Origin of the sequence: Actinoplanes hulinensis, assembly GCF_019429605.1 — a bacterium.
Classification (GTDB): Bacteria; Actinomycetota; Actinomycetes; order Mycobacteriales; family Micromonosporaceae; genus Actinoplanes; species Actinoplanes campanulatus.
The window spans coordinates 248,696-271,170 of record NZ_JAHXZI010000014.1 but is presented as its reverse complement, the minus strand read 5'-3'; the positions used below and the strand labels follow the sequence as shown (position 1 = coordinate 271,170).

Below are 22,475 nucleotides of genomic sequence, written 5' to 3'. Positions count from 1 at the left end.
TTGGTCTGGAATAGGGTTCAGGCATGGAACGTGATCCGTCTGAGTCCGAAGAGGGTTTCGCCGGACTGGGGTTGCGGGCGGAACTGCTCCGTGCGTTGACCAATCTGGGCTATGAGGAACCGACACCGATCCAGCAGGGGGCGATCCCGCCGTTGATCGCCGGGGACGACCTGGTCGGGCAGGCCGCGACCGGCACGGGTAAGACCGCCGCCTTCGCGCTGCCGCTGTTGCAGGGGCTGGTGCCCGCCGGGCGGGACGCCGGGCCGTCGGCGCTGGTGCTGGTGCCGACCCGGGAGCTGGCTGAGCAGGTGTCGCAGGCGGTCCACCGGTACGGCCGTGACCTGGGTGTCCGGGTGTTGCCGGTGTACGGCGGACAGCCCATCGGCCGCCAGTTGCAGGTGCTGAACCGTGGGGTGGACGTGGTCGTCGGCACGCCGGGGCGGGTGCTGGACCACATCGAGCGGGGGACGCTGAAGCTGGGCGACATCCGGACCGTCGTGCTGGACGAGGCCGACGAGATGCTCGACATGGGGTTCGCCGAGGACATCGAGGCGATCCTGGCCGAGACGCCGGAGTCCCGCCAGACGGTGTTGTTCTCCGCGACGATGCCGCCCCGCATCGACGGGATCGCCCGCCGTCATCTGCGGAATCCGACGCGGATCACGATGGGCCGCAAGGCGGTCGAGCCCGGTGAGCTGCCGCTGGTCCGGCAGAGCGCCTATGTCGTGGCGCGGGCGCACCGGGCGGCCGCGCTGGGACGGATCCTGGATGTGGAGACGCCGACGGCGGCGATCGTCTTCTGCCGGACCCGGGAGGAGGTCGACCAGGTCACCGAGACGCTGAACGGGCGCGGCTACCGGGCGGAGGCGCTGCACGGCGGCATGAGCCAGGACCAGCGGGACCGGGTGATGGGCCGGCTGCGTGGCGGCAGCACCGAGTTGCTGGTGGCGACGGATGTGGCGGCGCGCGGGCTGGACGTGGAACAGCTGACCCACGTGATCAACTTCAACGTGCCGGTGGCGCCTGAGGCCTATGTGCACCGGATCGGCCGGGTGGGGCGCGCCGGGCGGGAGGGTTGCGCGATCACCTTCGCGGAGCCGCGTGAGCAGCGGATGCTCAAGGCGATCGAGCGGCTCACCGGGCAGCGGATCACTCTGGAGAAACTCCCGACGGTCACCGATCTGCGGGCGCGGCGGCTGGAGGTGACGCGTACGGCGTTGCAGGCCAGCCTGGAGACCGACGACCTGGAGCGGTTCCGGGTGGTGCTGGATTCACTGACCGACGAGTTCGACGTCGAGAACATCGCGCTGGCCGCGGTGAAGCTGCTGCACGAGGCGGCGGGCGGCGACCGTGACGAGGACGAGATCCCGACGCCGTCGCTGCCGCCGGAGGGTCGTAAGGCGCCGGCCCGCGACAACCGGGCGCCCGGCGGAAAGGTGGCCCGGTTGTTCTTCGGGGTCGGCCGCCGGGCGGGGGTTCGTCCGCAGGATCTGGTCGGGGCGATCGCCGGTGAGGCCGGGCTGAATTCCCGGGACATCGGCGCGATTCAGATCACCGACCGGTTCTCGCTGGTGGAGGTGCCGGAGCAGACCGCGGACCGGGTGATCGCGGCGATGCAGCGGGCCACCATCCGGGGCCGGCGCCCGACGGTCCGCCGGGAGCGGTTCGCCCGCTGAAATCAGGTGGCCGGCGCCTGCCATGGTGGCGGGGTGGCCAACGAGCACGAGATCGAGCGCTGGAACGGCGAGACGGCCCGGCGGTGGCTGGCCGAACGGGCCCGGCACGCCGCCGTCCGGGAGCGGCTGATCCCGCGTCTGCTGGACGCGGCGGCCGTCGCGCCCGGCGACCGGGTCCTGGACGTGGGTTGCGGCTGCGGCGACACGGCGCGGGCGCTGGCCGGGTCGGCCGGTCCGGACGGCACGGTGGTCGGCCTGGACGTGTCCGAACCGCTGCTGGCGGTGGCCCGCCGCGAGGTCGCCGGGGTTCGTTTCGTGCGTGGCGACGCGCAGGTCCATCCGCTGCCACCGGCCGGTTTCGACGTCGTCGTCAGCAGTTTCGGTGTGCTGTTCTTCGACGACCCGGTGGCGGCCTTCGGCAACCTCCGGGCCGCTTTGCGGCCGGGCGGCCGCCTGGCCTTCCTGAGCTGGCAGGATCCCCTGGCGAACGAGGTCTTCGCGATCCCGTTGCGGGTCTTTCAGGGGTACGGGTACGAGCTCGCCGACGTGGGCGGCGACCCGTTGTCCGACCCGGAGCGGATCGCCGCGATTCTCACCGGTGCGGGCTTCGGTGCGGTGCGGGTGCGGCCGGTCGATGAGCCGGCGCGGCTGGGTGCCGATGCGGCCGACGTGCTGGCGTACGCGACCGGCACCACCCAGGTTCGTGAGCTGCTCGCCGGTGACGACCGGGCCGGGCGGATCCGCGCCGCGATGGAGCGGGAGTTCGCCGCCCGGCAGCGTGCCGGCGGGGTGTGGGTGCGGGCCGCCGCGTACCTGGTCACGGCCACGGCGGCCGGCTGAGGGTCAGTCGAGGGTGCGGTCGTGGTTCAGTGACGTCCGGGCGGTCTCGCGGGCGGCCAGGACCGCCACGATGGTGAGCACCGACGCGATCGTCATGTAGACGGCCACGGCCGTGGTGTTCGGCTGGTCGACGTCGCCGAGCAGTTTGAGCGCGATGATCGGTGCGAGGGCGCCGGCCAGGATCGAGGCGAGCTGGTAGCCGACGGACGCGCCGGTGTAGCGGACCGAGGTGCCGAACAGTTCGGAGAAGAAGGCGGCCTGCGGGGCGTACATGAGGGTGTGCAGGAGGAGGCCGACCACGACGGCGATCGCGATCTTCCCGGAGTCGCGGCTGCCGATCAGGCCGAAGAAGACGTACATCCAGACGGCGAGGCCGACGGCGCCGATCAGGTAGAGGGGGCGGCGGCCGACCCGGTCGGAGAGGGCGCCGACCAGGGGGATGACGAAGAACTGCACACCCGAGCCGATGAGCAGGGCGGAAAGGATCATGCTCTTGTCGGCGGCGCTTCCGGCGTACGTCGTCAGGTAGGTGATGGAGATGACGGTGACCAGGTAGTAGCCGATGTTCTCGGCCAGCCGCATGCCCATCGCGATGAGGACCTCGCGCGGGTAGCGGCGGATCACTTCGAGCAGCGGCTGGTGGGTCCGGTCGCCGAGCTTCGCCTGTGCCTGCTTGAAGACCGGGGACTCCTCGACGCTGAGCCGCACCCACAGGCCGACCAGCACGAGGACCGCGCTGAGCAGGAACGGGATGCGCCAGCCCCACGCCTTGAACGCCTCGTCCGACTGGACCAGGGCGAGCACCCACAGGATGCCGGTGGCGAGCAGGTTTCCGAGGGCGACGCCGGCCTGCGGCCAGGAGGACCAGAATCCGCGGCGGGCGTCGTCGCCGTGTTCGGCGGCCATCAGCACGGCGCCGCCCCATTCGCCGCCTACGGCGAAACCCTGCGCGAGACGGCATGCGAGCAGCAGGATCGGGGCGGCGACACCGATCGAGGCGTACGTCGGCAGCAGGCCGATCGCCACGGTCGCCAGTCCCATCACGAACAGTGAGACGACGAGCATCTTCTTGCGGCCGACCCGGTCGCCGAAGTGGCCGAAGACGATGCCGCCGAGGGGCCGGGCGACGAAGCCGAGCGCGTAGGTGCCGAAGGACAGCAGGGTGCCGGTGACCGGGTCGGACGACGGGAAGAACAGGGCGCCGAAGACGAGGGCGGCCGCCGAGCCGTAGAGGAAGAAGTCGTACCACTCGACGGCGGTGCCGACCAGGGATGCGAAGACGACCTTGACGATGGGGGCACGGTCGGTTCCGGCCCGCGCCGCTGCGGTGGTGGGCATGGGGTGGTCCTTTCTCCAGCGGGGTATCGCCGACCGTAGGTCTTCCGGGGTCGGTAACCCATGGATCGGATCCACATATTGAGGTGCGTGCCGGTGTGGTCAGTCCACCGGCTCGAGTGGGCCGCGCAGCCGGTGCAGCCGTAGGGCCAGTTGCAGGTCGAGGACGCGGCGGGGTTCGTCCCAGTTCTCGCCGAGCAGTTGGGCGACCCGTTCCAGGCGCTGGGTGACCGTGTTGACGTGCACGTGCAGGGTTTCGGCGGCCCGGCCGAGGGCGCCGCCGGCGTCGAACCAGGCCTCCAGGGTGCGGATCAGGGCGGTGCCCCGGCGGGCGTCGTAGTCGATCACCGGTCCGGCGAGGGCGGTCACGAAGCCGGTGACGTCGCGGCGGTCGCCGAGCAGCAGGCCGACGTAGCCGAGTTCGGCGGTGCCCGCTCCGGCGCCGGCGCGGCCGAGGGTGACCAGCGCGCTCAGGCAGCGGCCGGCCTCCCGGTAGGCGGGGGCGACGGCGGCGGCGCCGCGGGACGGTCCGGCGCCGCCTGCCGTGACCGCGTGGCCGAGGGCCCGGCCGAGTTCGCGGGCGACCTGCCGGGCGATGTCCGCCGGGTCGTCGCCGGGTAGCAGTAGCGCCACCCGGTCGTCGCGGGTGAGGGCGAGCCCGTGCCGGGCGGCGGCGAAGGTCCGGGCCCAGGAGGTGGCGCGCTGGCCGGGGCCGTCTCCGGTGCCGTCGCCAGCGGCCACCAGGACGAAGGGTGCGTCCAGGTCGAGGCCGAGCCGGGCGGCGCGGGAGCGGGCGGCGGCCGGGTCGCGGACCGGGCGGCTGATCAGGTCGTCGAGCAGGTCGCCGCGGACCTGTGCCTCGGCGTCGGCGACGGTGCGCCGGAAGAGCAGCAGCAGGGCGGTCACCTGGGCGGCGCGTTCCAGGATGCGCTGGTCCATCTCGGACAGCGTTCGGTCGGGCCGGAAGACGAGGGCGCCGAGATTGTCGGCGCCGGCGACGACCGCCGCGATGATCAGCTCGCCGCGGCGCACGCTGCGTCCCTCGCCGCGGGAGGCGGCCACGGCCTCGCCCACCGTGGCGTCGCCGGGCCCGTCCAGGGTGGCGCAGCCGGGGCTGGTGGCGGTGGCCAGCGGCCGGCCTTCGGCGTCGATCACGAGCAGTGCTCCGTGCAGGACGTCGACCAGGTCGGCGGCGACGTCGCCGACCCCGCCGCCGCGCAGCACGACCGAGGTCATCCGCTCGTGTGCGGCGGCGGCCCGTTCCACCGACTCGCTGTGTGCCTGGATGACGGCGTTGGCGGCGGACAGTTCGGCCAGGGCGGTCTGTGTCTCGCTGAGCAGGCGGGCGGTGTCGAGCGCGACCGCGGCGTGCGCGGCCAGGGAGAGCAGCAGCGCGACCTCCTCGCGGGCGAACGGCCGTTCGGTGCGGTTGGCGGCCAGCAGCACGCCGATCACGGTCGATCCGAGCCGCATCGGTACGCCGAGGATCGCGACCAGGCCCTCCTCGCCGACTCCCTGATCGATCTCGGTCGTGTGCTGGAAACGTTCGTCGGTGGCGTAGTTGGCGGTGGCGTACGGGGTTCCGGTCAGCGCCACGAGCCCGCCGAGACCGTAGCCGTGCGGCAGCCGCAGTCGTTGAAAGCTGGCCGCCACCGAGCCGTCGGTGACCCGCATGTACGTGTCCCCGCGTTCCGGGTCGTTGAGGGTCATGTAGGACACGTCGACGTTGAGCAGTGTCCGGGCCCGGTGCACGATGGCCCGCAGCACGGCGTCGACGTCGCGCAGGCCGGCCAGGTCCCCGGCCGTCTCGTAGAGGGCGGACAGTTCCTCCTCGCGCCGCCGGCGGCGTTCCAGCAGCGCCCGTACCCGTAGGGCCATGGTCTTGGCCTGTTCGAGGTCGGCGAGTTCGGCCGCGGACAACCCGGCGGTGCGGGCGGCGACCAGCGGCCGTTCGAACTCGACGACCGCGGCCTCACGCGCGAGCAGATCGAGGTATTCCCATCCGTGCGGCATGGGCGACACCTTAGAGGCAGCCGGCCGATCCCGGTATGTGCTGCGGCTACATGCAGTGATGGGACCTGGTGGAGGCGGCCTACATAACCGGCAACCGTCTCGTATTTGGCCTTTCTTATTTGGATCTCCACGAGTAGAACGGGTGCCACGGTTTCGGCACACCAAGTGCAAATTGTTGATCTTGACGCGCCACGACGCCAGGAGACATATCGATGCCCGCACCAACCCGCTCTCGCTCCCGCCACTGGCGGTGGCTGCTGATAGTTCCGACGGCCGCGCCACTGCTCACCCCATATGCCAACCGCATCGAGCCCCGAGTGGCCGGTGTCCCGTTCTTCTTCTGGTACCAGTTCGCCTGCGCCCTGCTCGCCATGGTGGTCATCACCTTCGTCCACCTGGTCACCCGCGAGGACGACCATGAGTGACCGGACCATCGAGGTCGGCGTCTTCGTCGCCCTGATGGCCGTCGTCGTGCTGGCCGGCTTCGGCGCGGCCCGCTGGCGCGCCCCGGACAACCCGCACACCCTCGAGGAGTGGGGCGTCGGTGGCCGCGCGTTCGGCAACTGGACCATCTGGTTCCTGCTCGGCGGCAGCATGTACAGCGCGTACACGTTCATCGCCGTGCCGGCGCTCACCTACGGCGTCGGCGCGATCGGCTACTTCGCCGTCCCGTTCGCCGTCATCACCACCCCGTTCACCTTCATCTTCACGACGAAGGCCTGGTCGGTGGCCCGGCGGCACGGCTTTCTCACCCACAGCGAGTTCGCCACCGCCCGGTTCGGCTCGCCCGGCCTCGGCGCGCTGGTCGCGGTCACCGGCATTCTCGCCACCATCCCGTACGTCGCCGTACAGCTGGTGTCGTTGCAAGCGGTGCTGCGCACGGTCGGGTTCGGCGGGGAGTGGCCGCTGCTGGCCGCCGTGACCGTGGTGTCGATCTGCACGTTCCGGTCCGGGCTGCGCGCCCCGGCGCTGCTGTCCATCGTCAAGGACGTGCTGCTCGCCTGGATGCTGCTGACCGCCGTGCTGATGGTCGCCATGTACGGCGGCTGGGACAGCGCCTTCGACGGCGCCGCCACCCGGTTCGCGGCCACCCCGAACCCGGCCGACGGGCTGCTGCTGCCGGACACCGGCCACCTCGGGTTCCTCACCCTGATCATCGGCTCGGTGCTGGCGATCTTCGCGTACCCGCACGCGCTGCTCGGCATGCTGGCGGCCAAGGACCGGGCGACGATCCGCCGCAACGCCGCGGCCCTGCCGGTCTACTGCATGGCTCTGGGGATCATGGCGATGCTCGGGTTCTTCGCCCTGTCCCGCGGCGTCCGGCCGGCCGACGGCGATCTGAACACCGTGGTGCCGCAGATGATCCACGAGTTCTTCCCGCCCTGGTCGGCGGGGATCGCGTACGCCGCCCTGAGCGTCGCCGCCCTGATCCCGGCGTCCGTCATGTCGATCGCCGCGGCGACCACCTTCACCCGCAGCCTCTACCGCCCCTACCTGCGCCCGAACGCTTCCCAGGAGACCGAGGCGAAGGTCAGCCGGTGGGTGTCGCTGATCGTCAAGTTCGGTGCGGCCGCCCTGATCCTCGCCGTCGACCCGACCTTCTCGGTGGACCTGCAACTGATCGGCGGCGTCGTCATCCTCCAGACCATCCCGACCGTGTTCCTCGGGCTGATGACCCACTGGTTCCACCGCGCCGCCCTGATCAGCGGCCTGGTTACCGGGCTGGCCGTCGGCGTCGTGATGCTCTACCTGACCCCGAGGCTCGACGGCACCGGCCGGACCGTGGCGGAACACTTCGGCGGCTCCAGCTGGTCACTGGGTGACGGCCGCAGCATCTACATCGGCATCGTGGCGCTGGTGGTGAACCTGGCGGTCACCGTCGTGGTCACGCTGGTCCTGCGGGCCGCCAAGGTGCCGCCCGGCGTCGACCAGACCCGGCCGGACGACTACCTGGCCGACGCCGGCGACCCGTACCTCCAGCGCCTCGACCAACTGATCGACGGCCTGCCGCGGGCCGACGAGCACCCGGGGCGGCAGCGGGAGGGCGTCAGGTAGGCCGGCGGTGAGCAGGGTGTCCATCTGTACGCGACGGCCGAGCCGCTTGCGGCGGACGATCGCGAACTCCCACACGAACGCCCCGAGCGGCACGACGACGCTGAGGATGGCGACGGCTGACTGGAAATCCAGGGACACGAACGGTCAGGCTCGCAGGCCGGGGTGGTGATCGGCCAGGCCTTTCACCACCCCGGCGGCCCGAATTCACCCGCCGTCCACATTCGACCGGTGATCAGGGCTTGAGGACCACCTTGATGCAGCCGTCCTGCTTCTTCTTGAAGATCTCGTACGCGTGCGGCGCCTCCTCCAGCGGCAGCCGGTGGGTGACCAGATCGTCCACACCCAACGGATCCTCGTCACCGGTGAGCAGCGGCATCAGGTCGTCGACCCAGCGCTTCACGTGCGCCTGTCCCATCCGCAGCGTGACGCCCTTGTCGAACAGGTCCAGCATCGGGATCGGGTCGGCGTTGCCGCCGTACACGCCGATGATCGAGACGGTTCCGGCCCGGCGTACCGCCTCGAAGGCCGTCGTGAGCGCCGCCATTCGGTCGATGCCGGCCTTCTCGACCGCCTTGCGGGCCAGCGGATCGGGCAGCATCCCGGCCGCTTTCACGGCGGCCGCCTGGATCGGGGAGCCGTGCGCCTCCATGCCGACCGCCTCGATCACGCTGTCCGCGCCGCGGCCGCGCGTCAGCTCGCGCACCGCTTCGGCCACGTCGGTGTCGCCGGTGTCGAGGGCCTCGACGCCGTGCCTACGGGCCATCGCGAGCCGCTCCGGCACGTTGTCGGAGGCGATCACCCGCTCGGCCCCGAGGTGCCGGGCGATGCGGGCGCTCATCTGGCCGATCGGGCCGAGGCCGGTGACCAGAACCGTGTCGCCCGGGCGGATGTCGGCGTACTTGGCCGCCTGCCACGAGGTGGTCAGCACGTCGGAAAGGAACAGGAAACGCTCGTCGGGATGGCCGTCGGGGACCTTGATCGGGCCGAACTGGGCCTGCGGGACACGCAGGTACTCGGCCTGGCCGCCGGGCACCTGGCCGTACAGGCGGGTGTAGCCGAACAGGGCGGCGCCCTTGCCCTGGCCGGTGACCTGGGTGGTCTCGCACTGGGCGTACCAGCCGCGGGTGCACATCCAGCAGTGCCCGCAGGAGATGTTGAACGGGACGACCACGCGGTCGCCCGGCCTGATGTGGGTGACGTCGGCGCCGACCGCCTCGACGACGCCCATCGGCTCGTGCCCGAGGATGTCGCCCTTGTCGATGTACATGCCGAGCACGTCGTACAGGTGCAGGTCGGAGCCGCAGATGGCGGTCGAGGTGATGCGCACGACGGCGTCGGTCGGTTCCTGGATCCGGGGATCGGGCACCGTCTCCACCGAGACCCTGCCGGTGCCCTGCCATGTCAAAGCTCGCATGGTCGATGCATGCCCGCTCACATCGCGATCAACCACGTTCGAGGTCGGCGTCCGCCGTCCCCTCCAGCATCGCGAAGGCCGGCGTCACGATGCTGTCGCGGCCGGGGGTGGCGTCGGTCAGCGCCGCGAAGGCGGTACGCCGGGGCGGACAGAACCCGGCGAGGGCGGTGAAGCCCGGAGTCCCGCCGGAATGCCAGCGCAGGTCGCCGTCGCGTTCCCAGCCGATCCCGGCGGTGGTGGCCAGGCGCACGGCGGCCGCCAGCGGCGAGCCGTCCGGATCCAGCCACGCGGTCAGGTAACGGCCCAGGTCGGCGACCGTGCTGCGCAGGGCGCCGGCGGGCGCCAGGCCGGGAATGCGCAGCGGCGGCCGGACCCGCCCGCGCACGCTGTGCCCGGTGGCGTCCCGCTCCGGGCACTGTTCGCAGCCGGTGTCGGCCATCCCCAACGGAACGGTGACGCGGGCCGCGATCAGGTCCGCCCAGCCGGTGCCGGCCGCCCGGGACAGGGCTTCGCCGAGCAGCCCGATGCCGAACGTCGAGTATCCGGTCCGGCCGCCCGGCGCGTGGCGGATCCGGCACCGGCCGGCCGCTCTCAGCAGCAGCCTCCCGGGATAGCGGGCGTACGGGGCGGACAGCAGGGTGGGCAGCGCGCGCAGGTAGAGGTCGCGGGGCACTCGGGGAAGGCCGGAGGTGTGCGCGGCCAGCTGGCGCAGGGTCACCTCGGGACCGTGCGGTCCGGGTAGGCGGGCCGGTGGCGGCAGGTAGCGGTTCACCGGGTCGTCGAGGGTCACCAGGCCGGCGGCGGCCAGGTCGCAGAGCAGCAGCACGGTCAGGGTCTTGGTGATCGATCCGATCTCGTACCGGATGTGCACGTGTCCCGTACCCCGATGGGTGAAGGAAGCCCGACCGTCGCGGACGGTGACCGTGCTGAGCGCGGTGGCCCCGGCCGGGAGGCCGATCATGCGACGACGGCCGGCGCGTGCAGGCGGCGGGACAGGCCGAGAGTGCCGGCGACCGCGGCGACCACCGTCGGGTGGTGGTCGTGCAGGAAGGCCTCGCCGGGCTCGTCCGGGCCGGGCACGGCGTCGCGTGGCAGACGACCGTCGGGGCGCTGCACCTCGGCCAGCCCGTTCCAGGCCTCCGGTGGGCACACCGGCGCGGGCAGGCAGGCGTCGACGATCAGCAGCTCGCCGACCAGGTCCCACTCGGCGATCTCGGTCCACACGTCGAGCCACACCGGCAGCCAGAGTTCCAGGTAGCCGACCATCTCCGGGGTGAGGCCGCCGGGGTCCGCGCCCCAGTCGGTGAGATGGAAGACCGTGTGAGTCATGGAGTAGACGGTTGCGGTGTCGACGAGCCATGGCGCGGTGGCCGTACCCAGCCAGGTTCGCGCCGCGAGTGCCGTCATGTCGGCGGACGGCTCCAGGCCGATGGCCCGGGCGGCGTTCGCCACCGCGAGGCGCCGGTTCGGCAGCAGTTCCCTCGTGTGCTCGGGTCGTGTCCGCCGTAGATACCGCAGCAGTTCCTCGAGGGCCGGATGCCGTAGACCGGCCCGGGCGAAATGGGCGTAGATCTCCAGCGGGTCGATGGATGCCGGGTTCCCGGCCTGGCGGGCGTAGAGCACGTCGCCGCGGCCGAGTTCCCACCAGGCGTGCTCGAGCAGACCGTGGGCGGCCTGCTGCTGGCCCGCTCCGGCCACCCCTTCACGCAGGATGATCGCCGCGGCCAGCGCCGTCTCGCCGAGGGACTTGTACGTCTCGTCGTCGTCCGGATCCAGGCGCAGATGGTGGATTCCGCCGCTCAGCCAGCTGGTGGCAGACTCCGCCAGCCGGTGGGCGGCCACGGTGGCGGTCATCGCAGCATCCGATCGCAAACGGCCACGTCGAGGGCGGTCCGGGCATCGGTGCCGCCCAGCAACCGGAGGTGGTCGAGCAGGAGGCCGGTGTCCAGCGGCACGCGTACGCCGTACCACTGAAGGAGGACCAGCCAGCGGGTGAGCGCGGCCGCGGTCGGATGATCGCGCCGAATCGTCGCTCGCGCCGCCCCTCGGGCGATGTCCGCGGGCTGGCGCCGGACCGCGTCGTGCAGCGGACCGTCGAGTGTCGGCGTGGCCAGGGCGGAGAGCGCCACGAGCGCACCGGCGAAGGTCTTCCAGGAGTCGCCCGCGTGAAACGGCAGGCCGGCCGGAATCCGGTGGGCGACGCCCGCGGCGCGGTGCATCGCCCACTCCTGCCAGTCGGTCACCGGATCCGGGCCCGGCTGCGCGAACGTGCCGACGGCCTCGGCGAGGATCGCGCGGTCGTCCGGGCCCGGCAGCGTGGCGCCGGCCATGGTGTCGGCGCCGAGTATGCGGATCGCGGCGAGCGCGCGGGAACGGGACGGGCACACGGCCACGAACTTTGCGGGCGAACCCGTGTCGTGGCCGGATGCGAGTCCGTCCACGACACGGGTCGCCAACTCGTTGACCGCCTGCTCGTAGCCGGCGGTCAGCGGGCCCTCTTCGGCCGCGGCGCCGACAACAGGACGATCATCGTTTGCTCGACGTTCATCGTCGGGCCGGTCGGGGCGCCGCTCACCGGAGCCTCGGGCCGCCGCGACAGCTCGGTCACCGCCACCCGATCGACGGTCTCGTTCGCCCTGGTCAGGGTGTGGGTGCTCATCGTGCACTCCTTTCGAGGAGGTTCAACTCCGCGAATCACCCTATTAGATCAATCAGCTCAAGCCGCCGTAAATCTATTCATATCGTGCCCGACTCCAGCGGACTCGCGCCCATCGCAGCCGGTGGCGATCAGGTAGAGGGCCGCCATGTATGTCGCCATCACCAGCACGCCGTGGCCCGGCGGCTCGAACCCGGCCACGCCGAGGCCGATCAGCGCGTCCGAGACCAGGAAGCAGGCGCCACCGGCGGCGACCCGCCGGGAGACCCCTGCCGCTGCCGCCGCCATCGCGGTCAGCGCCAGGCTGTAGATCATCACCGGTACGCGCAGAGCGCCCAGCCTGCTCCACAACAGAACGTTCGCGCCCGCCCAGACCACCCCGTACCCGATCATCGCCGCGACCGGTGGCCGCGACCGGCGCAGAAACGCCACGATCAGAGTGATCTGCGTACCGAGGAAGAACAGCATTCCGATCAGGAACGCGGTCTGCCCCGGGATGAGCAGCGCGATGTCCCCGGCGGTGGCGAAGACCAGCGCCGGCGTGATCGGGCCCGGCCTGCGCAGGTGCGCGATGAGAAGCGGCGCCAGCAGCGGTTTCGCCACCCATTGCAGGGCGGTGACGTCCGCCGCGACCGCGACGAGTTCAACCGCCGCCGCGACGGCGAACAGGGTGAGCGGCAGGTCCAGGCGCCGCGCCGTCATCGTGCTCATGCCGCCGGCTGCCAGCCCGGGCGGCCGAACAGGAACCCGGCTCGGTGGCGCCAGCTCGTCGCGGCCCGCACGTCCCGCCAGATCGCCGCGTACTCATGGGTGGCGACCCTGAGCGGGTTGAACGTCTGGAGGTTGGTCGTCAGGCCGTAGCTGACCCGCTCCCCCTCCGGCTCGAAACTGCGGAACAGCCGGTCCCAGACGATCAGGATGCCGCCGTAGTTGCGGTCCAGGTAGGGGTCGTTGTTGCCGTGGTGCACCCGGTGGTGCGACGGGGTGTTGAAGAACCACTCGATCGGCCGGGGCAGCCGCTCGATCCGCTCGGTGTGCAGGAAGAACTGGTAGGCCAGGCTGATCGACTGCTGAAGGAAGATCATCCAGGGCGGGAATCCGAGGGCCGCCAGCCCCAGCCAGAACGGCAGCGAGGTCATCGGCGTCCAGCTCTGCCGCAGCGCCGTGGAGAAGTTGAAGTACTGGCTGGAATGGTGCACCACGTGCCCGGCCCAGAGCAGCCGCACCTCGTGGTGCAGCCGGTGGAACCAGTAGTAGGCGAAGTCGTCGGCGAAGAACAGCAGCACCCACACCCACCAGTCGTGCGGGTCCAGTTTGAACGGGCTGAGCACGTAGAGCCCGGCGAACAGCACCGCGGTGAACAGCTTCCACGGCACGCCGACGATCTGGCTGCCCACGCCCATGGACAGGCTGGTGGCGGTGTCACGGGCCTCGTAGCCGCGTTCCTCGTCGTCCGGCAGGAACCGGTACGACAGGACCTCCATGACTATCAGTAACAGGAACGCCGGAACGGCGTAGAGGACGGCGGGAATCATTCCGGGGCTTGTCCAATCTGTGGGGAGCCGGGGCGGCCTTCGGTGGTCACCGCCCCGACCAGAACAGGGGTCATCGCCGCGTCTCCGCCAAGGCGGTCACACGGTCTCGTCTTCGTTTCCGCACGGCGTTCACGGACGCCGCAGCCGTTCCTCCGCGGGTGGGCGCCGCCTCGCCTCGGGTGGCCTGTCGGCTTCGTCGTGGGCGCGACCGGCGCCGCCTGTCGTCAGCCGCGTTCGGAAGTGGTCTCACCGGCTTCGTCGTGGGCGGCGGTCGCGCCGATCGCGGTCAGCGCGAGCAGCTCACGGGCCGTGCGCTGCGCGCCGGCCGCGTCGCCCCGGGCGATCTGACCGGACAACCTACGGTGGGCGGCCACGTCCAGGAGCTCAGCGGTACGCCGGGGAGCGGGCACATGACCGACCGCGAGCGCCCCGGCGGTGAGGCTGTTGAAGGCGAGCAGGTAGGCGATGTTCCCGGAGCCCTCGATGATCCGCCGCCACAGCGCCAGGTCGGCCTCTCCCATCCTGGCCAGATCGGGGATCGCCGCCGCATACCGGTCGACGGCTTCGGTGATCGCCGCCCGCGCCCCGGGTTCGGCACGCTCGGCGCACAGCCGGGCGGCGTCGGCGCCGATGCAGGCACGCATCTCCAGAACATCCCGTTCGAGGGTGGCGACAGGCAGCACGTCCTCGGCGCCGGCGAGCGCCATCGTCAGGTCGAGACCCGCGGTGGCCCGCCAGTCCAGCACCCGGGTCGCCCCGCCCTGACTCACCTGCACCAGCCCGAGCTGCTGCAACCGCCGCAGTGCCTCGCGGACCGCATGCCGGTTGACCTCGAACGTCGCGGACAGCTCACGCTCACTGGGCAGTGCCTCGTCGGCGGCGTAGCGACCGCTGACGATGGCGTCACGCAGCCGCCCGAACACCTGATCCGACACGGACTGCCGGGAGATCGGCTCGAACGTCATGCCGGGAAGTGTGCCCGCCCTCACACCAACCCGTCAACTGGTTGGACCAGTTGACCTCCCCGGCCATGGTCCGGCGCTCGAAACGCGGTCAACCGCTTCGTGCGACGGTCCCGGCGAAGGCCCGCATCGGGGCCGACCAGCCGTTCGGATCGGCCCAGCAGAAGTCGTGCGCGCCGGGCAGCTCGACGTAGCCGCCGGGCGTTCATGCTGATGAACCCATGGTGGACGCTGCGCACCGGCAGCGTCCCGTACTGGGCGCTGTTCCCGGTGCGGCCGTCGCTCGACCGGCTGCACCGCTATCTGGACGGCGCGGACACGTACGATTTCATGCGCCTGGGCCTTTCCTGCCACGGCGTCGAGTCGCCGGGCTCGGTCAGCGCCGCCGAATGGCGCGATCTGCTGGGCCGCGCCAGCGTGAAAGGCGCATTCGCCGGAGTCTCGCCACGCCGCTATCCGGCCGGCCCCGGCACGTCCTTCGAGTTCCCGCGCGCTGCGGCCATCCCGCAACGGCATCTGCTTCCCGAGCCACTCAGCCTGGGTGAGGTCGAAGCCTACGTCGGCGGTCAGTGCTTCCACTGATGTGCGGGGACGGTAGCGGGCCGAACATCGTCGGTAAAGACCACCGGAGGTGACCGACGATGTACGCACGAATCCAGACCACCGCGGCCCGGCCCGACAACGCCGACAAGCTCGCCCGCGAGCTGGTCGAAATGATCTCCGGGCATCCGGGGTACGCGGGCCTGATCCTGCTCGAGGGCACGCTGATCACGCTGTGGACCAACCGGGAGGACACCGAACTGGCCTCGGAACGCTCGCGGGCCGGTCGCGGGCCACGCCCGGTGACGATCCAGACCGACGACATCTATCAGATCGAGGACGACCGGATCGGTACGGCGGCGGGCCGGACGGCCACCGCCGCATGGGTCGGCTACTTCGACGGGCCGTTGAACGCGGTCCGGCTCGCCGCCATCCGCCGCGCCGGCGCGGAACGGATCCGCCCGGCGCTGCAGAGCCTTCCCGGCCTGGTCCGGACGCTGACCCTGTGGCATCCCGGCGACACGAAGTTCGCCGTCGTCCACCTGGCCACCTCGGCGGACTCGCTGCGGGAGATCGGCGACGCGATCATGTCGACGCGGCTGCTCGACGGCGAGGACCCAGCGTTGCTGCCCGGTCCGGACCGGATGGCGACGAGCCCGGTGGTCGCCTACGAAACCGTGTGACGTGAACCGTCGGCGGTCCGGCGGTGTTCACCCCTGCGAAGACGACGCCCGGAAAAGTTGTCGTATCCCACGGCTACCTTGAGGGTCTACCGGTCGAAGTGTCGCGCGAAGGAGGAGAGCACCATGACTGCCGATTTGACCGCCGCCCGTGCGGAGGCACTGTTCACCACCGCTCTGGCCACCGGAAGCCGACCGGCCTACGAGATCGTCGACGAGGCGATCCGCGTCACGGTGCGCGCACACGGTGGCGTCCGCGGTTGCGCAGCCGACATGGCCGCCGAGTATGGCGACCACCCCGAGCTGGCCGTCCCCCGGATGCTGTGGGCGCTGAGCGTCGTCGAGTTGCTGTACCCGGCACGCCGGCCACGCCCACAGCATCGCTGGGCCCTCGTCGCCTGAGGGGTCGGGTCTCATGAGGCTCGGTGGACAGTCCCACTGCCGAGCCTTGCCCCAAGTGGCCGCTCCACCCCTTGGTCGGCAAACCGATCCTGACTGCCGGCCTCCCAGAGCAACTGTCCGGACGCTGATCTTGTCCAGCTGGTCGTCAGTGCTGTCTCAGCGCCGTTGAGACAGCACTCAGCGCCAGCCAGGTGGCTTCGGCTGGTCGTGAGCGCTGTCTCGCCCGCTTTGAAACAGCACCCACAACCAGCCGGGCAAGATCGACCACGGTGCCCAGACACTTGAGAACGGACACGCCTCGTTCGGATCCGGCCGGGCGATCTCGGTGGCGACGGCACTCGGATGCCGTACTCCTGAATGGGTTTCAGGCGACGCGGCGGCGGAGGTGGACGGGCAGGGCGACCAGCGACGTGGCCATGCCCGCGGCCGCGATGGCGGTGGCGGGTGAGGTCAGCTCGGCGAGCGCGCCGAAGACCAGCGGGCCTACGCCTTGCAGGGCCATCAGACCGGTGGAGAGCAGGGCGAACAGCTGGCCGAGACGATCAGCGGGAGCCGCTTCCAGGAACTCGCGTTGCAAGCCGAGGCCGTAGGCGAAGCCGGTTCCGGCGAATACCAGGACCACGGTGACCAGTGGAAGCGGCAGCGGTGCCAGCAGGGTGATCAGTGGGGCGCCGAGCAGGATGATCAGCGGGGCGGAGAGACGTTCGCGCACGCTCGGGCGCAGCAGCCGGCCGACGGCGAAGTTGCCGAGGAGCATGCCGACCGCGGGGGCCGCCATCAGGATCGCGCCGGCGCCGGGAGCGAAGCCGCGCCGGGCGGCGTAGGCGACGAGCAGAGCCTCGGAGCCGGCGACGAACGCGGACGGCAGCCATTGGGCGAGCAGCAGGCGCCGGATGGTGCGGTCGGTGAGCATGGAGATCGCGCCGGTCCAGCTGTCGCGGACCGCTCCCCCGGTCTTCGAAACGGCGCCGCGGTGGTCGGCGTGCAGTCCGCCGCGGGCGGCGTGCAGTCCGCCGCGGGCGGCGGGCAGTCCGATGCGGGCGGCGGGCAGTCCGATGCGGACGGCGGCCGCGGCGAGCAGGTGGCAGACGGCGGCGACGAGCAGGGCCGGGCGGGCACCGAGCGTCGCTACCGCGACGCCGCCGCCGGCCAGGCCGAGAAGCTGTGCGGCGGACGAGGACATGCTGGTCAACGAGCGGCCCAGGACGTACGCGTCGCCGGTGAGACGCTCGGCGATGACCTTCGACGCGGCGCCGGAGAAGACCGGGGTGAAGCAGGCGACCGCGGCCACGAGCAGCAGGTTGACCACGACCGGCAGGTCGGCCAGGCACAGGGTCGCCGCCAGCGCGGCCTCCACGGCGTAACCCGCGACGATCAGGGGACGGGCCGGGAGCCGGTCGGTGAGCGAGCCGAGCAACAGGCCGCCCGCGAACTGCGGCAGGAACCCGGCACCGAAGGCGAGCGCACTGAGCAGCGGGGAGCCGGTACTCGTGTAGACCAGGACCGACAGCGCGAAGATCTGAAGGGAGTTCGCGCTGATGGCGAGGGTGCGGGCGACGAAAAGCGTGCGGAACGTGGGTTCCGCGAACACCTCTCGATAGGTGGCCGGGCGATCGGTGACGGTCATGCCGTGAGCTTGCGGCCCGGGCACTGCGGCGAACCAATGTTTCGTCGTGTGGCGTAAGGTCGTGGGGTGTTGCGGTTCGTCGTCGGCACCGAGGACCTGTTGCGGACACGGTTCGCACTGTCGCCGGTGTTCGATCTGATCAACCTGATCCGCGCGGTGGCCGGTCCACACGGACGGGGTGTTCCAGCGTCGTGGCTGGCCCGGTTGCGCCCCCGGTTCGAGCCGTTGAAGGCCGATCCGGTGCTCGACGCGATTCACGCGTTGCACCTGGACACGTCGGGGGCGACCTTCATCTGTCCCCCACCGCAGCGGATCGGGCAGACCATCGAGGACGACCTGGCGGCGTTGCGAGCCGCCCCGCCCCCGCTCGTGCGGGAGGAGATCGACTACTACCTGGCACGGTCATCGTCGTCGGCGGCCGCCCGTGAGGTGCTGACCGCGCCAGACGTCCTGGACCGGCTGGCCGTCTTCCTGGCCGCCGCCTGGTCCGTCCTGCTCGCCCAGGACTGGCCGAAATTGCGCCTTCTCTGCGAACGAGACGTCGTCCACCGATCCGGCGAACTGAGCCGCGCCGGCTGGGAGGCGGCCCTGTCCGGCCTCCACCCGAAGCTGCGCTGGCAGGACGGCGGAATCGACCTGATCGGCCGGCGCGGCCACGCCACGGTGCTGGACGGTGCGGGCCTGTTGCTGGTGCCGTCGGTGTTCATCTGGCCGGAATTCGCCGTCTTCGCCGACGAGCCGTGGCCGAAGGCCATCGTCTATCCGGTACGTGGTGTGGCGACCCTGCTCGAACAGGGGCCGCCCGAGGCGCCGGAACATTTGGCCGCACTGATCGGACGCTCCCGCGCCCTGATCCTGATGATGCTGGCCGATCCCGCGAGCACGAGTCAGCTGGCCCGCGCCCTGGGAATGGCGGTCGGTGCGGTGGGCGATCATCTCGGCGTACTCCTCCGGTCCGGTGTGGTGGAGAGGGCCAGGGCTGGCCGATCCGTGCTCTACCGACGAACTCCCCTGGGCGACGCCCTGGTGGGGTGACATCGCGCCCCACCAGGGCAAACAGGCACGCTGCGGTGTCCGCTGGCACAGCCTCCCAGCCAAGGTCACCGCCCCAAGACCAGAGCCTTGCGAGCCCGCCGCTGACACCGGCTCCCCCAGCCGACATCACCGCCTGCCCGGGCACAGGACAGACGACGGAGCCGCCTCCCAGCCAACATCACCGCCTACCCGGCCGCCGGGCAGGCGGCGGGCCCGCCGCTGGCACCGGGTCTCACCGGTGTTCAAGGGCCAGGTGGGGTAGGCGGCGGGCCAGCGGGCTCGGGAGCCACCAGGCGCGGGGGCCGAACAGGTGCATGAGGGCGGGGAGGAGGAGGCAGCGGATGATCACGGCGTCGACCAGGACGGCCACTGCCAGGCCCAGGCCGAACTGCTGGAGCATGCGGTCGGGGGACATGAGGAAGGCGCCGAAGACGACGATCATGATGGCGGCCGCGGCGGTCACCACCCGGCCGGTGGTGGCCAGGCCTTCCCGGACCGCACCGGCGGCGTCGCGGGTGCGCTCCCACTCCTCGTGCATGCGGGCCAGCAGGAACACCTCGTAATCCATGGAGAGGCCGAAGATGATCGCGAAGATCATGACCGGGACATACGCCTCGATCGGGCCGGGCTGGACACCGAAGGCGCCCTCCTGGAACACGAGGATGATGACGCCGAGCGCGGCACTGACGCTGAGCAGGTTGAGCACGGCGGCCTTGAGCGGGATCAGCAGTGACCGGAACACCAGCAGCAGGAGCAGCGCGGAGAGGCCCACCACCACGGCCACGAACAGGGGCAGCCGGGCGGCGACAGCGTCGGAGAAGTCGATGACGGCAGCGGTGGGGCCGCCGACCAGGACGGTCACCCCACTGTCCCGTGCGACCGCCGGGAGCACGTCGTCGCGCAGTGTGCCGACCAGCTCGCCGGTGGCCTCATCCTGTGGAGCGGACGCCGGGTAGGCGATCACCGTGGCCACGTCACCGCCCGGTGCGGGAATCGGTGGCAGGGTGGCCGCGATCCCGGGCGTGGTGGTCACCGCACGCTGGACCGCTTGTGCCGCGGCTTCGGCCGGCTGACCGGCGGCGTCGACCACGATCACGAGCGGGCCGTTGAAGCCGGGACCGAACCCGTCGGCGAGCAGCTCATACGCCTTGGTGCTGGTCTTGCTCGCGGCGTCGCTGCCCGCGTCGGCGAAGCCGAGCCGCATGTCCAGCACAGGCGCGGACAGCACCAGCAGAACGCCCAGCGTGACGATCGCGATCGGCCAGGGGCGGCGGCCGACGGCGTCGCTCCACCTCCGCCAGATCCGCCCTTCCGGCCGACGCCGTTTACGCAGCGTGCGCTCCAGCCGTGCACCGAAGAGGCCGAGCAGGGCCGGCAGCAGGGTCAGCGCGGCCAGCATCGTGACCAGCACGGTGACGGCCAGGGCGACGGCGACGCCCTGGAGCGCGCCGATCCCGAGCGACACGAGGCCGAGCAGGGCGATGATCACCGTGGTGCCGGCGAAGAAGACGGTTCGCCCGGCCGTGTCGAGGGCGGTGCGCACCGCGGTCTCCCGGTCCGCTCCGGCGGTCAGCTCACCGCGGAAGCGGGAGAAGACCAGCAGCGCGTAGTCGATGCCGACGCCGAGGCCGACCAGGATCAGCAGCGGTGCCGTGAAGTCGGCGACCGTGGCCAGATGGGAGGCGAGGGTGACCAGGCCGATCGCCGAACCCACGGCGAAAACCGCGATCACGATCGGGAGGCTGGCGGCCAGCAACGAGCCGAACAGGAACACCAGGATGATCAGCGCGGCCAGCATGCCGGCACCCTCGGCGGCGCCGCCCTCGGCCTCCTCGGCGGCGCGGGCCGCTTCCCCGCCCACCTCGACGGTGAGGCCGGGGACCCGCGCCGCGTCGATGATCTTCCGGGTGTCCTCGGCCGGCATCGCCTCGGCCGTGACGTCGAGGGCGACCGTCGCATAGGTGATCGTGCCGTCCGCGGAGACCGCCTCCGGCTTCGCCGCGTCGGCGACGTGCGGCAGGCTCCGGATCCGGGCCAGCATGTCCTCGACGGCGGCCCGGGTGGCTGGCCGCTCCACTCCCGCCGGGTCCTGGACGACGATCTCGAGGGTGGCGCCGGCGCGGGTCGGCGCCCGGTCGGCCAGCACGTCCTGCGCCTGCTGCGATTGCGCCCCGGGCAGGCTGAAGTCGTTGTGGTAGTCGTCGCCGGCGATGCCCGCGCCGGCCGTGACGCCGGCCAGGACCAGCACCCAGAGCAACAGCGCCGGCCAGCGATGCCGATAGGACCATCCGGCCAGCCGTTCGAAGACGCTGGCTCTGCGCACCGATACCGAAGTCATGCGGCAGACGGTAGGGGCGGTGAACGCTCGGCCGAATCGCTCCGGAGAGGGCATGGTTCGTACCCCTCGAGGGGTACACCGGGTGCCCCTCGGGAAGGATCCGCCGGGCGGTTGGGCGGTCGTACGCTGGTCGCGTGACGATGAGGCGGTGGTTGGTCGACAGCACGGTGGCGTTGTTCGCCGCCGTGTTCACGCTGGTGATGCTCCAGCAGGGCGGTCTCGGCGCCCAGGAGGGCGTCTACCGGCAGCTGGACGTGCTCGGGGTGGTGCTGGCCCTCGCGTCGACGCTGCCCTTGATCTTCGCTCGCCGGGTCCCGGCCACGGTCTACGCGATCACCACGGTGGCCTCGCTGTGCCTGCTCGCCCTCGACTATCCGCTGGACGTTCCGCCGGGCGCGCTGATCGCGACCTATGCGATGGCCGAGAGGTTCGGTGGCGCGTCCCGCGGCCCCAGATATGCGGCGTGGGCAGCGGTCTTGTTGTTCCCCGCGCTGTCGATCGCCCTGATGGCCGTCAACCACCAGGCGCGGTCCATGCTGTCGATCGCTCCCGGTTTCGCGGCGTGGATCACGATGGTTCTGCTGGTGTGGGTCGCCGGTGACCGCAACCGGCTGCGGCAGGAGCGGATCGCCGAGTTGGAGGAGCACGCGCGGCTGCGTGAGCTGGACATCGCAGCGCAGCGGCGGCTGGCCGCGGCGCAGGAACGCACCCGGATCGCCCGGGAGTTGCACGACTCGGCCGGGCACGCGATCAACGTGATCCTGGTGCAGGCGGGTGCGGCGCGGCTGCTGCACGAGCGCGATCCGCAGCGGTCACGGCAGGCCATCGAAACCATCGAAGAGGTCGCGCAGAGCACCATCGCCGACATCGACCGGCTGGTCCGGGCGTTGCGGGAGGAGTCGGGGCCGGCCGATCCCGCGCCCGCCGACACGGCCGCGCTGGAGCAACTGGTGGATCGGCACCGGGCCGGTGGTTTGCAGGTGTCGACCACGTTCGACGGGGCGCCACGGGGCCTGCCGAGCGGGGTGGCCTGGGCGGCCTACCGGATTCTGCAGGAGGCGCTGACGAACGCGGCCCGGCACGGATCCGGGACCGCCGATGTTCGGATGGCCTACGGGAGTTCGGAGGTGGAGATCGAGGTGAGTAACCCGGTCGGCTCGGTCTCACAGCCAGGCGGCGGGATGGGCATCGTCGGCATGCGCGAGCGGGTCGCCCTGCTGGACGGCACCCTGGAGGCGGACACGACCGGACCGAACCTGTTCCGGCTGCACGCCCGACTTCCGATCGCGGCCACGGAGGCCGCTGTATAGGGCGAAAGTGGTGGTGCAGCCCGCTCAGAGTGGGTGCGGGGGTTTCGTGACGGGACG

21 protein-coding genes are annotated in these 22,475 nt (G+C 71.4%); 9 read left to right on the top strand and 12 right to left on the bottom strand.

Annotation, left to right across the window (positions count from 1 at the left end; all coding sequences use genetic code 11):
• Positions 1-23: 23 nt before the first annotated feature.
• Positions 24-1,676, top strand: coding sequence for a DEAD/DEAH box helicase (locus KZ829_RS26445; RefSeq protein WP_220146610.1), 1,653 nt, complete (start codon positions 24-26; stop codon positions 1,674-1,676).
• Positions 1,677-1,709: 33 nt separating this feature from the next.
• Positions 1,710-2,516, top strand: coding sequence for a class I SAM-dependent methyltransferase (locus tag KZ829_RS26440; protein WP_220146609.1), 807 nt, complete (start codon positions 1,710-1,712; stop codon positions 2,514-2,516).
• Between the two features lie 3 nt (positions 2,517-2,519).
• On the opposite strand, the gene KZ829_RS26435 is transcribed toward KZ829_RS26440, so the two are convergent.
• Positions 2,520-3,854 carry an MFS transporter gene (locus KZ829_RS26435; RefSeq protein ID WP_220146608.1) on the bottom strand — a complete coding sequence of 445 codons (1,335 nt, stop codon included), beginning with the start codon at positions 3,852-3,854 and terminating at the stop codon, positions 2,520-2,522.
• Between the two features lie 99 nt (positions 3,855-3,953).
• On the bottom strand, positions 3,954-5,864 hold the full coding sequence (locus KZ829_RS26430) for a helix-turn-helix domain-containing protein (protein WP_220146607.1): 1,911 nt from the start codon (positions 5,862-5,864) through the stop codon (positions 3,954-3,956).
• Between the two features lie 212 nt (positions 5,865-6,076).
• On the opposite strand from KZ829_RS26430, the gene KZ829_RS26425 reads away from it, so the two are divergent.
• Positions 6,077-6,289, top strand: a complete 213-nt coding sequence (locus tag KZ829_RS26425; RefSeq protein WP_220146606.1) for a DUF3311 domain-containing protein — start codon at positions 6,077-6,079, stop codon at positions 6,287-6,289.
• On the top strand, positions 6,282-7,919 hold the full coding sequence (locus KZ829_RS26420) for a sodium:solute symporter family protein (RefSeq protein ID WP_220146605.1): 1,638 nt from the start codon (positions 6,282-6,284) through the stop codon (positions 7,917-7,919). The genes KZ829_RS26425 and KZ829_RS26420 overlap by 8 nt, the downstream gene beginning before the upstream one ends.
• Positions 7,920-8,151: 232 nt before the next feature.
• Here KZ829_RS26420 and KZ829_RS26415 read toward each other — a convergent pair whose 3' ends face one another.
• The 8 genes from KZ829_RS26415 to KZ829_RS26380 form a co-directional block, all read right to left on the bottom strand.
• Positions 8,152-9,333 carry a zinc-dependent alcohol dehydrogenase gene (locus KZ829_RS26415; RefSeq protein WP_220146604.1) on the bottom strand — a complete coding sequence of 394 codons (1,182 nt, stop codon included), beginning with the start codon at positions 9,331-9,333 and terminating at the stop codon, positions 8,152-8,154.
• A 28-nt stretch (positions 9,334-9,361) separates the two neighbouring features.
• On the bottom strand, positions 9,362-10,294 hold the full coding sequence (locus KZ829_RS26410) for a serine hydrolase domain-containing protein (RefSeq protein ID WP_220146603.1): 933 nt from the start codon (positions 10,292-10,294) through the stop codon (positions 9,362-9,364).
• Complete coding sequence (locus KZ829_RS26405) at positions 10,291-11,187, bottom strand: DUF6895 family protein (protein WP_220146602.1); 897 nt, start codon at positions 11,185-11,187, stop codon at positions 10,291-10,293. Before KZ829_RS26405 ends, KZ829_RS26410 begins: the two co-directional genes overlap by 4 nt.
• Positions 11,184-11,720, bottom strand: coding sequence for a hypothetical protein (locus KZ829_RS26400; RefSeq protein ID WP_220146601.1), 537 nt, complete (start codon positions 11,718-11,720; stop codon positions 11,184-11,186). Before KZ829_RS26400 ends, KZ829_RS26405 begins: the two co-directional genes overlap by 4 nt.
• A 98-nt stretch (positions 11,721-11,818) precedes the next feature.
• Entirely contained in the window at positions 11,819-11,992 is a 174-nt protein-coding gene (locus KZ829_RS26395) for a hypothetical protein (protein ID WP_220146600.1), read from the bottom strand.
• 57 nt (positions 11,993-12,049) lie between these two features.
• Complete coding sequence (locus KZ829_RS26390; protein WP_246636265.1) at positions 12,050-12,700, bottom strand: lysoplasmalogenase; 651 nt, start codon at positions 12,698-12,700, stop codon at positions 12,050-12,052.
• Positions 12,697-13,524, bottom strand: coding sequence for a sterol desaturase family protein (locus KZ829_RS26385; RefSeq protein WP_220146599.1), 828 nt, complete (start codon positions 13,522-13,524; stop codon positions 12,697-12,699). The genes KZ829_RS26390 and KZ829_RS26385 overlap by 4 nt, the downstream gene beginning before the upstream one ends.
• Positions 13,525-13,748: 224 nt before the next feature.
• The gene (locus KZ829_RS26380; RefSeq protein WP_220146598.1) at positions 13,749-14,489 is read right to left on the bottom strand and encodes a FadR/GntR family transcriptional regulator; all 741 of its coding nucleotides are present in this window, start codon (positions 14,487-14,489) and stop codon (positions 13,749-13,751) included.
• Positions 14,490-14,699: 210 nt separating this feature from the next.
• Between KZ829_RS26380 and KZ829_RS26375 the strand changes: the two genes are divergently transcribed.
• The 3 genes from KZ829_RS26375 to KZ829_RS26365 all read left to right on the top strand — a co-directional run bounded on the left by KZ829_RS26375 (position 14,700) and on the right by KZ829_RS26365 (position 16,108).
• Positions 14,700-15,068: a hypothetical protein gene (locus tag KZ829_RS26375; protein WP_220146597.1), complete on the top strand. Its 369-nt coding sequence runs from the start codon at positions 14,700-14,702 to the stop codon at positions 15,066-15,068.
• A 59-nt stretch (positions 15,069-15,127) separates the two neighbouring features.
• Positions 15,128-15,709, top strand: a complete 582-nt coding sequence (locus tag KZ829_RS26370; RefSeq protein WP_220146596.1) for a hypothetical protein — start codon at positions 15,128-15,130, stop codon at positions 15,707-15,709.
• A 123-nt stretch (positions 15,710-15,832) separates the two neighbouring features.
• Complete coding sequence (locus KZ829_RS26365; protein ID WP_220146595.1) at positions 15,833-16,108, top strand: hypothetical protein; 276 nt, start codon at positions 15,833-15,835, stop codon at positions 16,106-16,108.
• Positions 16,109-16,472: 364 nt separating this feature from the next.
• On the opposite strand, the gene KZ829_RS26360 is transcribed toward KZ829_RS26365, so the two are convergent.
• Complete coding sequence (locus KZ829_RS26360; protein ID WP_220146594.1) at positions 16,473-17,735, bottom strand: MFS transporter; 1,263 nt, start codon at positions 17,733-17,735, stop codon at positions 16,473-16,475.
• A 66-nt stretch (positions 17,736-17,801) separates the two neighbouring features.
• Here KZ829_RS26360 and KZ829_RS26355 point away from each other — a divergent pair, with 66 nt between their 5' ends.
• Positions 17,802-18,770: a DUF5937 family protein gene (locus KZ829_RS26355; protein WP_220146593.1), complete on the top strand. Its 969-nt coding sequence runs from the start codon at positions 17,802-17,804 to the stop codon at positions 18,768-18,770.
• A 232-nt stretch (positions 18,771-19,002) separates the two neighbouring features.
• Here KZ829_RS26355 and KZ829_RS26350 read toward each other — a convergent pair whose 3' ends face one another.
• A complete protein-coding gene (locus KZ829_RS26350) occupies positions 19,003-21,108 on the bottom strand; it encodes an MMPL family transporter (RefSeq protein ID WP_220146592.1) in 2,106 nt (701 codons plus the stop codon).
• Positions 21,109-21,248: 140 nt separating this feature from the next.
• Between KZ829_RS26350 and KZ829_RS26345 the strand changes: the two genes are divergently transcribed.
• Entirely contained in the window at positions 21,249-22,418 is a 1,170-nt protein-coding gene (locus KZ829_RS26345; protein ID WP_246636312.1) for a sensor histidine kinase, read from the top strand.
• Positions 22,419-22,475 lie beyond the last annotated feature (57 nt).

What these genes read in the sequence shown, in the direction of transcription:
- KZ829_RS26445 (WP_220146610.1), top strand. Translation starts at nt 24, where the DNA reads ATGGAACGTGATCCGTCTGAGTCCGAAGAGGGTTTCGCCGGACTGGGG.
- KZ829_RS26435 (WP_220146608.1), bottom strand. Translation starts at nt 3,854, where the DNA reads ATGCCCACCACCGCAGCGGCGCGGGCCGGAACCGACCGTGCCCCCATC.
- KZ829_RS26430 (WP_220146607.1), bottom strand. Translation starts at nt 5,864, where the DNA reads ATGCCGCACGGATGGGAATACCTCGATCTGCTCGCGCGTGAGGCCGCG.
- KZ829_RS26425 (WP_220146606.1), top strand. Translation starts at nt 6,077, where the DNA reads ATGCCCGCACCAACCCGCTCTCGCTCCCGCCACTGGCGGTGGCTGCTG.
- KZ829_RS26420 (WP_220146605.1), top strand. Translation starts at nt 6,282, where the DNA reads ATGAGTGACCGGACCATCGAGGTCGGCGTCTTCGTCGCCCTGATGGCC.
- KZ829_RS26415 (WP_220146604.1), bottom strand. Translation starts at nt 9,333, where the DNA reads ATGCGAGCTTTGACATGGCAGGGCACCGGCAGGGTCTCGGTGGAGACG.
- KZ829_RS26410 (WP_220146603.1), bottom strand. Translation starts at nt 10,294, where the DNA reads ATGATCGGCCTCCCGGCCGGGGCCACCGCGCTCAGCACGGTCACCGTC.
- KZ829_RS26405 (WP_220146602.1), bottom strand. Translation starts at nt 11,187, where the DNA reads ATGACCGCCACCGTGGCCGCCCACCGGCTGGCGGAGTCTGCCACCAGC.
- KZ829_RS26395 (WP_220146600.1), bottom strand. Translation starts at nt 11,992, where the DNA reads ATGAGCACCCACACCCTGACCAGGGCGAACGAGACCGTCGATCGGGTG.
- KZ829_RS26390 (WP_246636265.1), bottom strand. Translation starts at nt 12,700, where the DNA reads ATGAGCACGATGACGGCGCGGCGCCTGGACCTGCCGCTCACCCTGTTC.
- KZ829_RS26385 (WP_220146599.1), bottom strand. Translation starts at nt 13,524, where the DNA reads ATGATTCCCGCCGTCCTCTACGCCGTTCCGGCGTTCCTGTTACTGATA.
- KZ829_RS26380 (WP_220146598.1), bottom strand. Translation starts at nt 14,489, where the DNA reads ATGACGTTCGAGCCGATCTCCCGGCAGTCCGTGTCGGATCAGGTGTTC.
- KZ829_RS26375 (WP_220146597.1), top strand. Translation starts at nt 14,700, where the DNA reads ATGAACCCATGGTGGACGCTGCGCACCGGCAGCGTCCCGTACTGGGCG.
- KZ829_RS26370 (WP_220146596.1), top strand. Translation starts at nt 15,128, where the DNA reads ATGTACGCACGAATCCAGACCACCGCGGCCCGGCCCGACAACGCCGAC.
- KZ829_RS26365 (WP_220146595.1), top strand. Translation starts at nt 15,833, where the DNA reads ATGACTGCCGATTTGACCGCCGCCCGTGCGGAGGCACTGTTCACCACC.
- KZ829_RS26360 (WP_220146594.1), bottom strand. Translation starts at nt 17,735, where the DNA reads ATGACCGTCACCGATCGCCCGGCCACCTATCGAGAGGTGTTCGCGGAA.
- KZ829_RS26350 (WP_220146592.1), bottom strand. Translation starts at nt 21,108, where the DNA reads ATGACTTCGGTATCGGTGCGCAGAGCCAGCGTCTTCGAACGGCTGGCC.
- KZ829_RS26345 (WP_246636312.1), top strand. Translation starts at nt 21,249, where the DNA reads ATGAGGCGGTGGTTGGTCGACAGCACGGTGGCGTTGTTCGCCGCCGTG.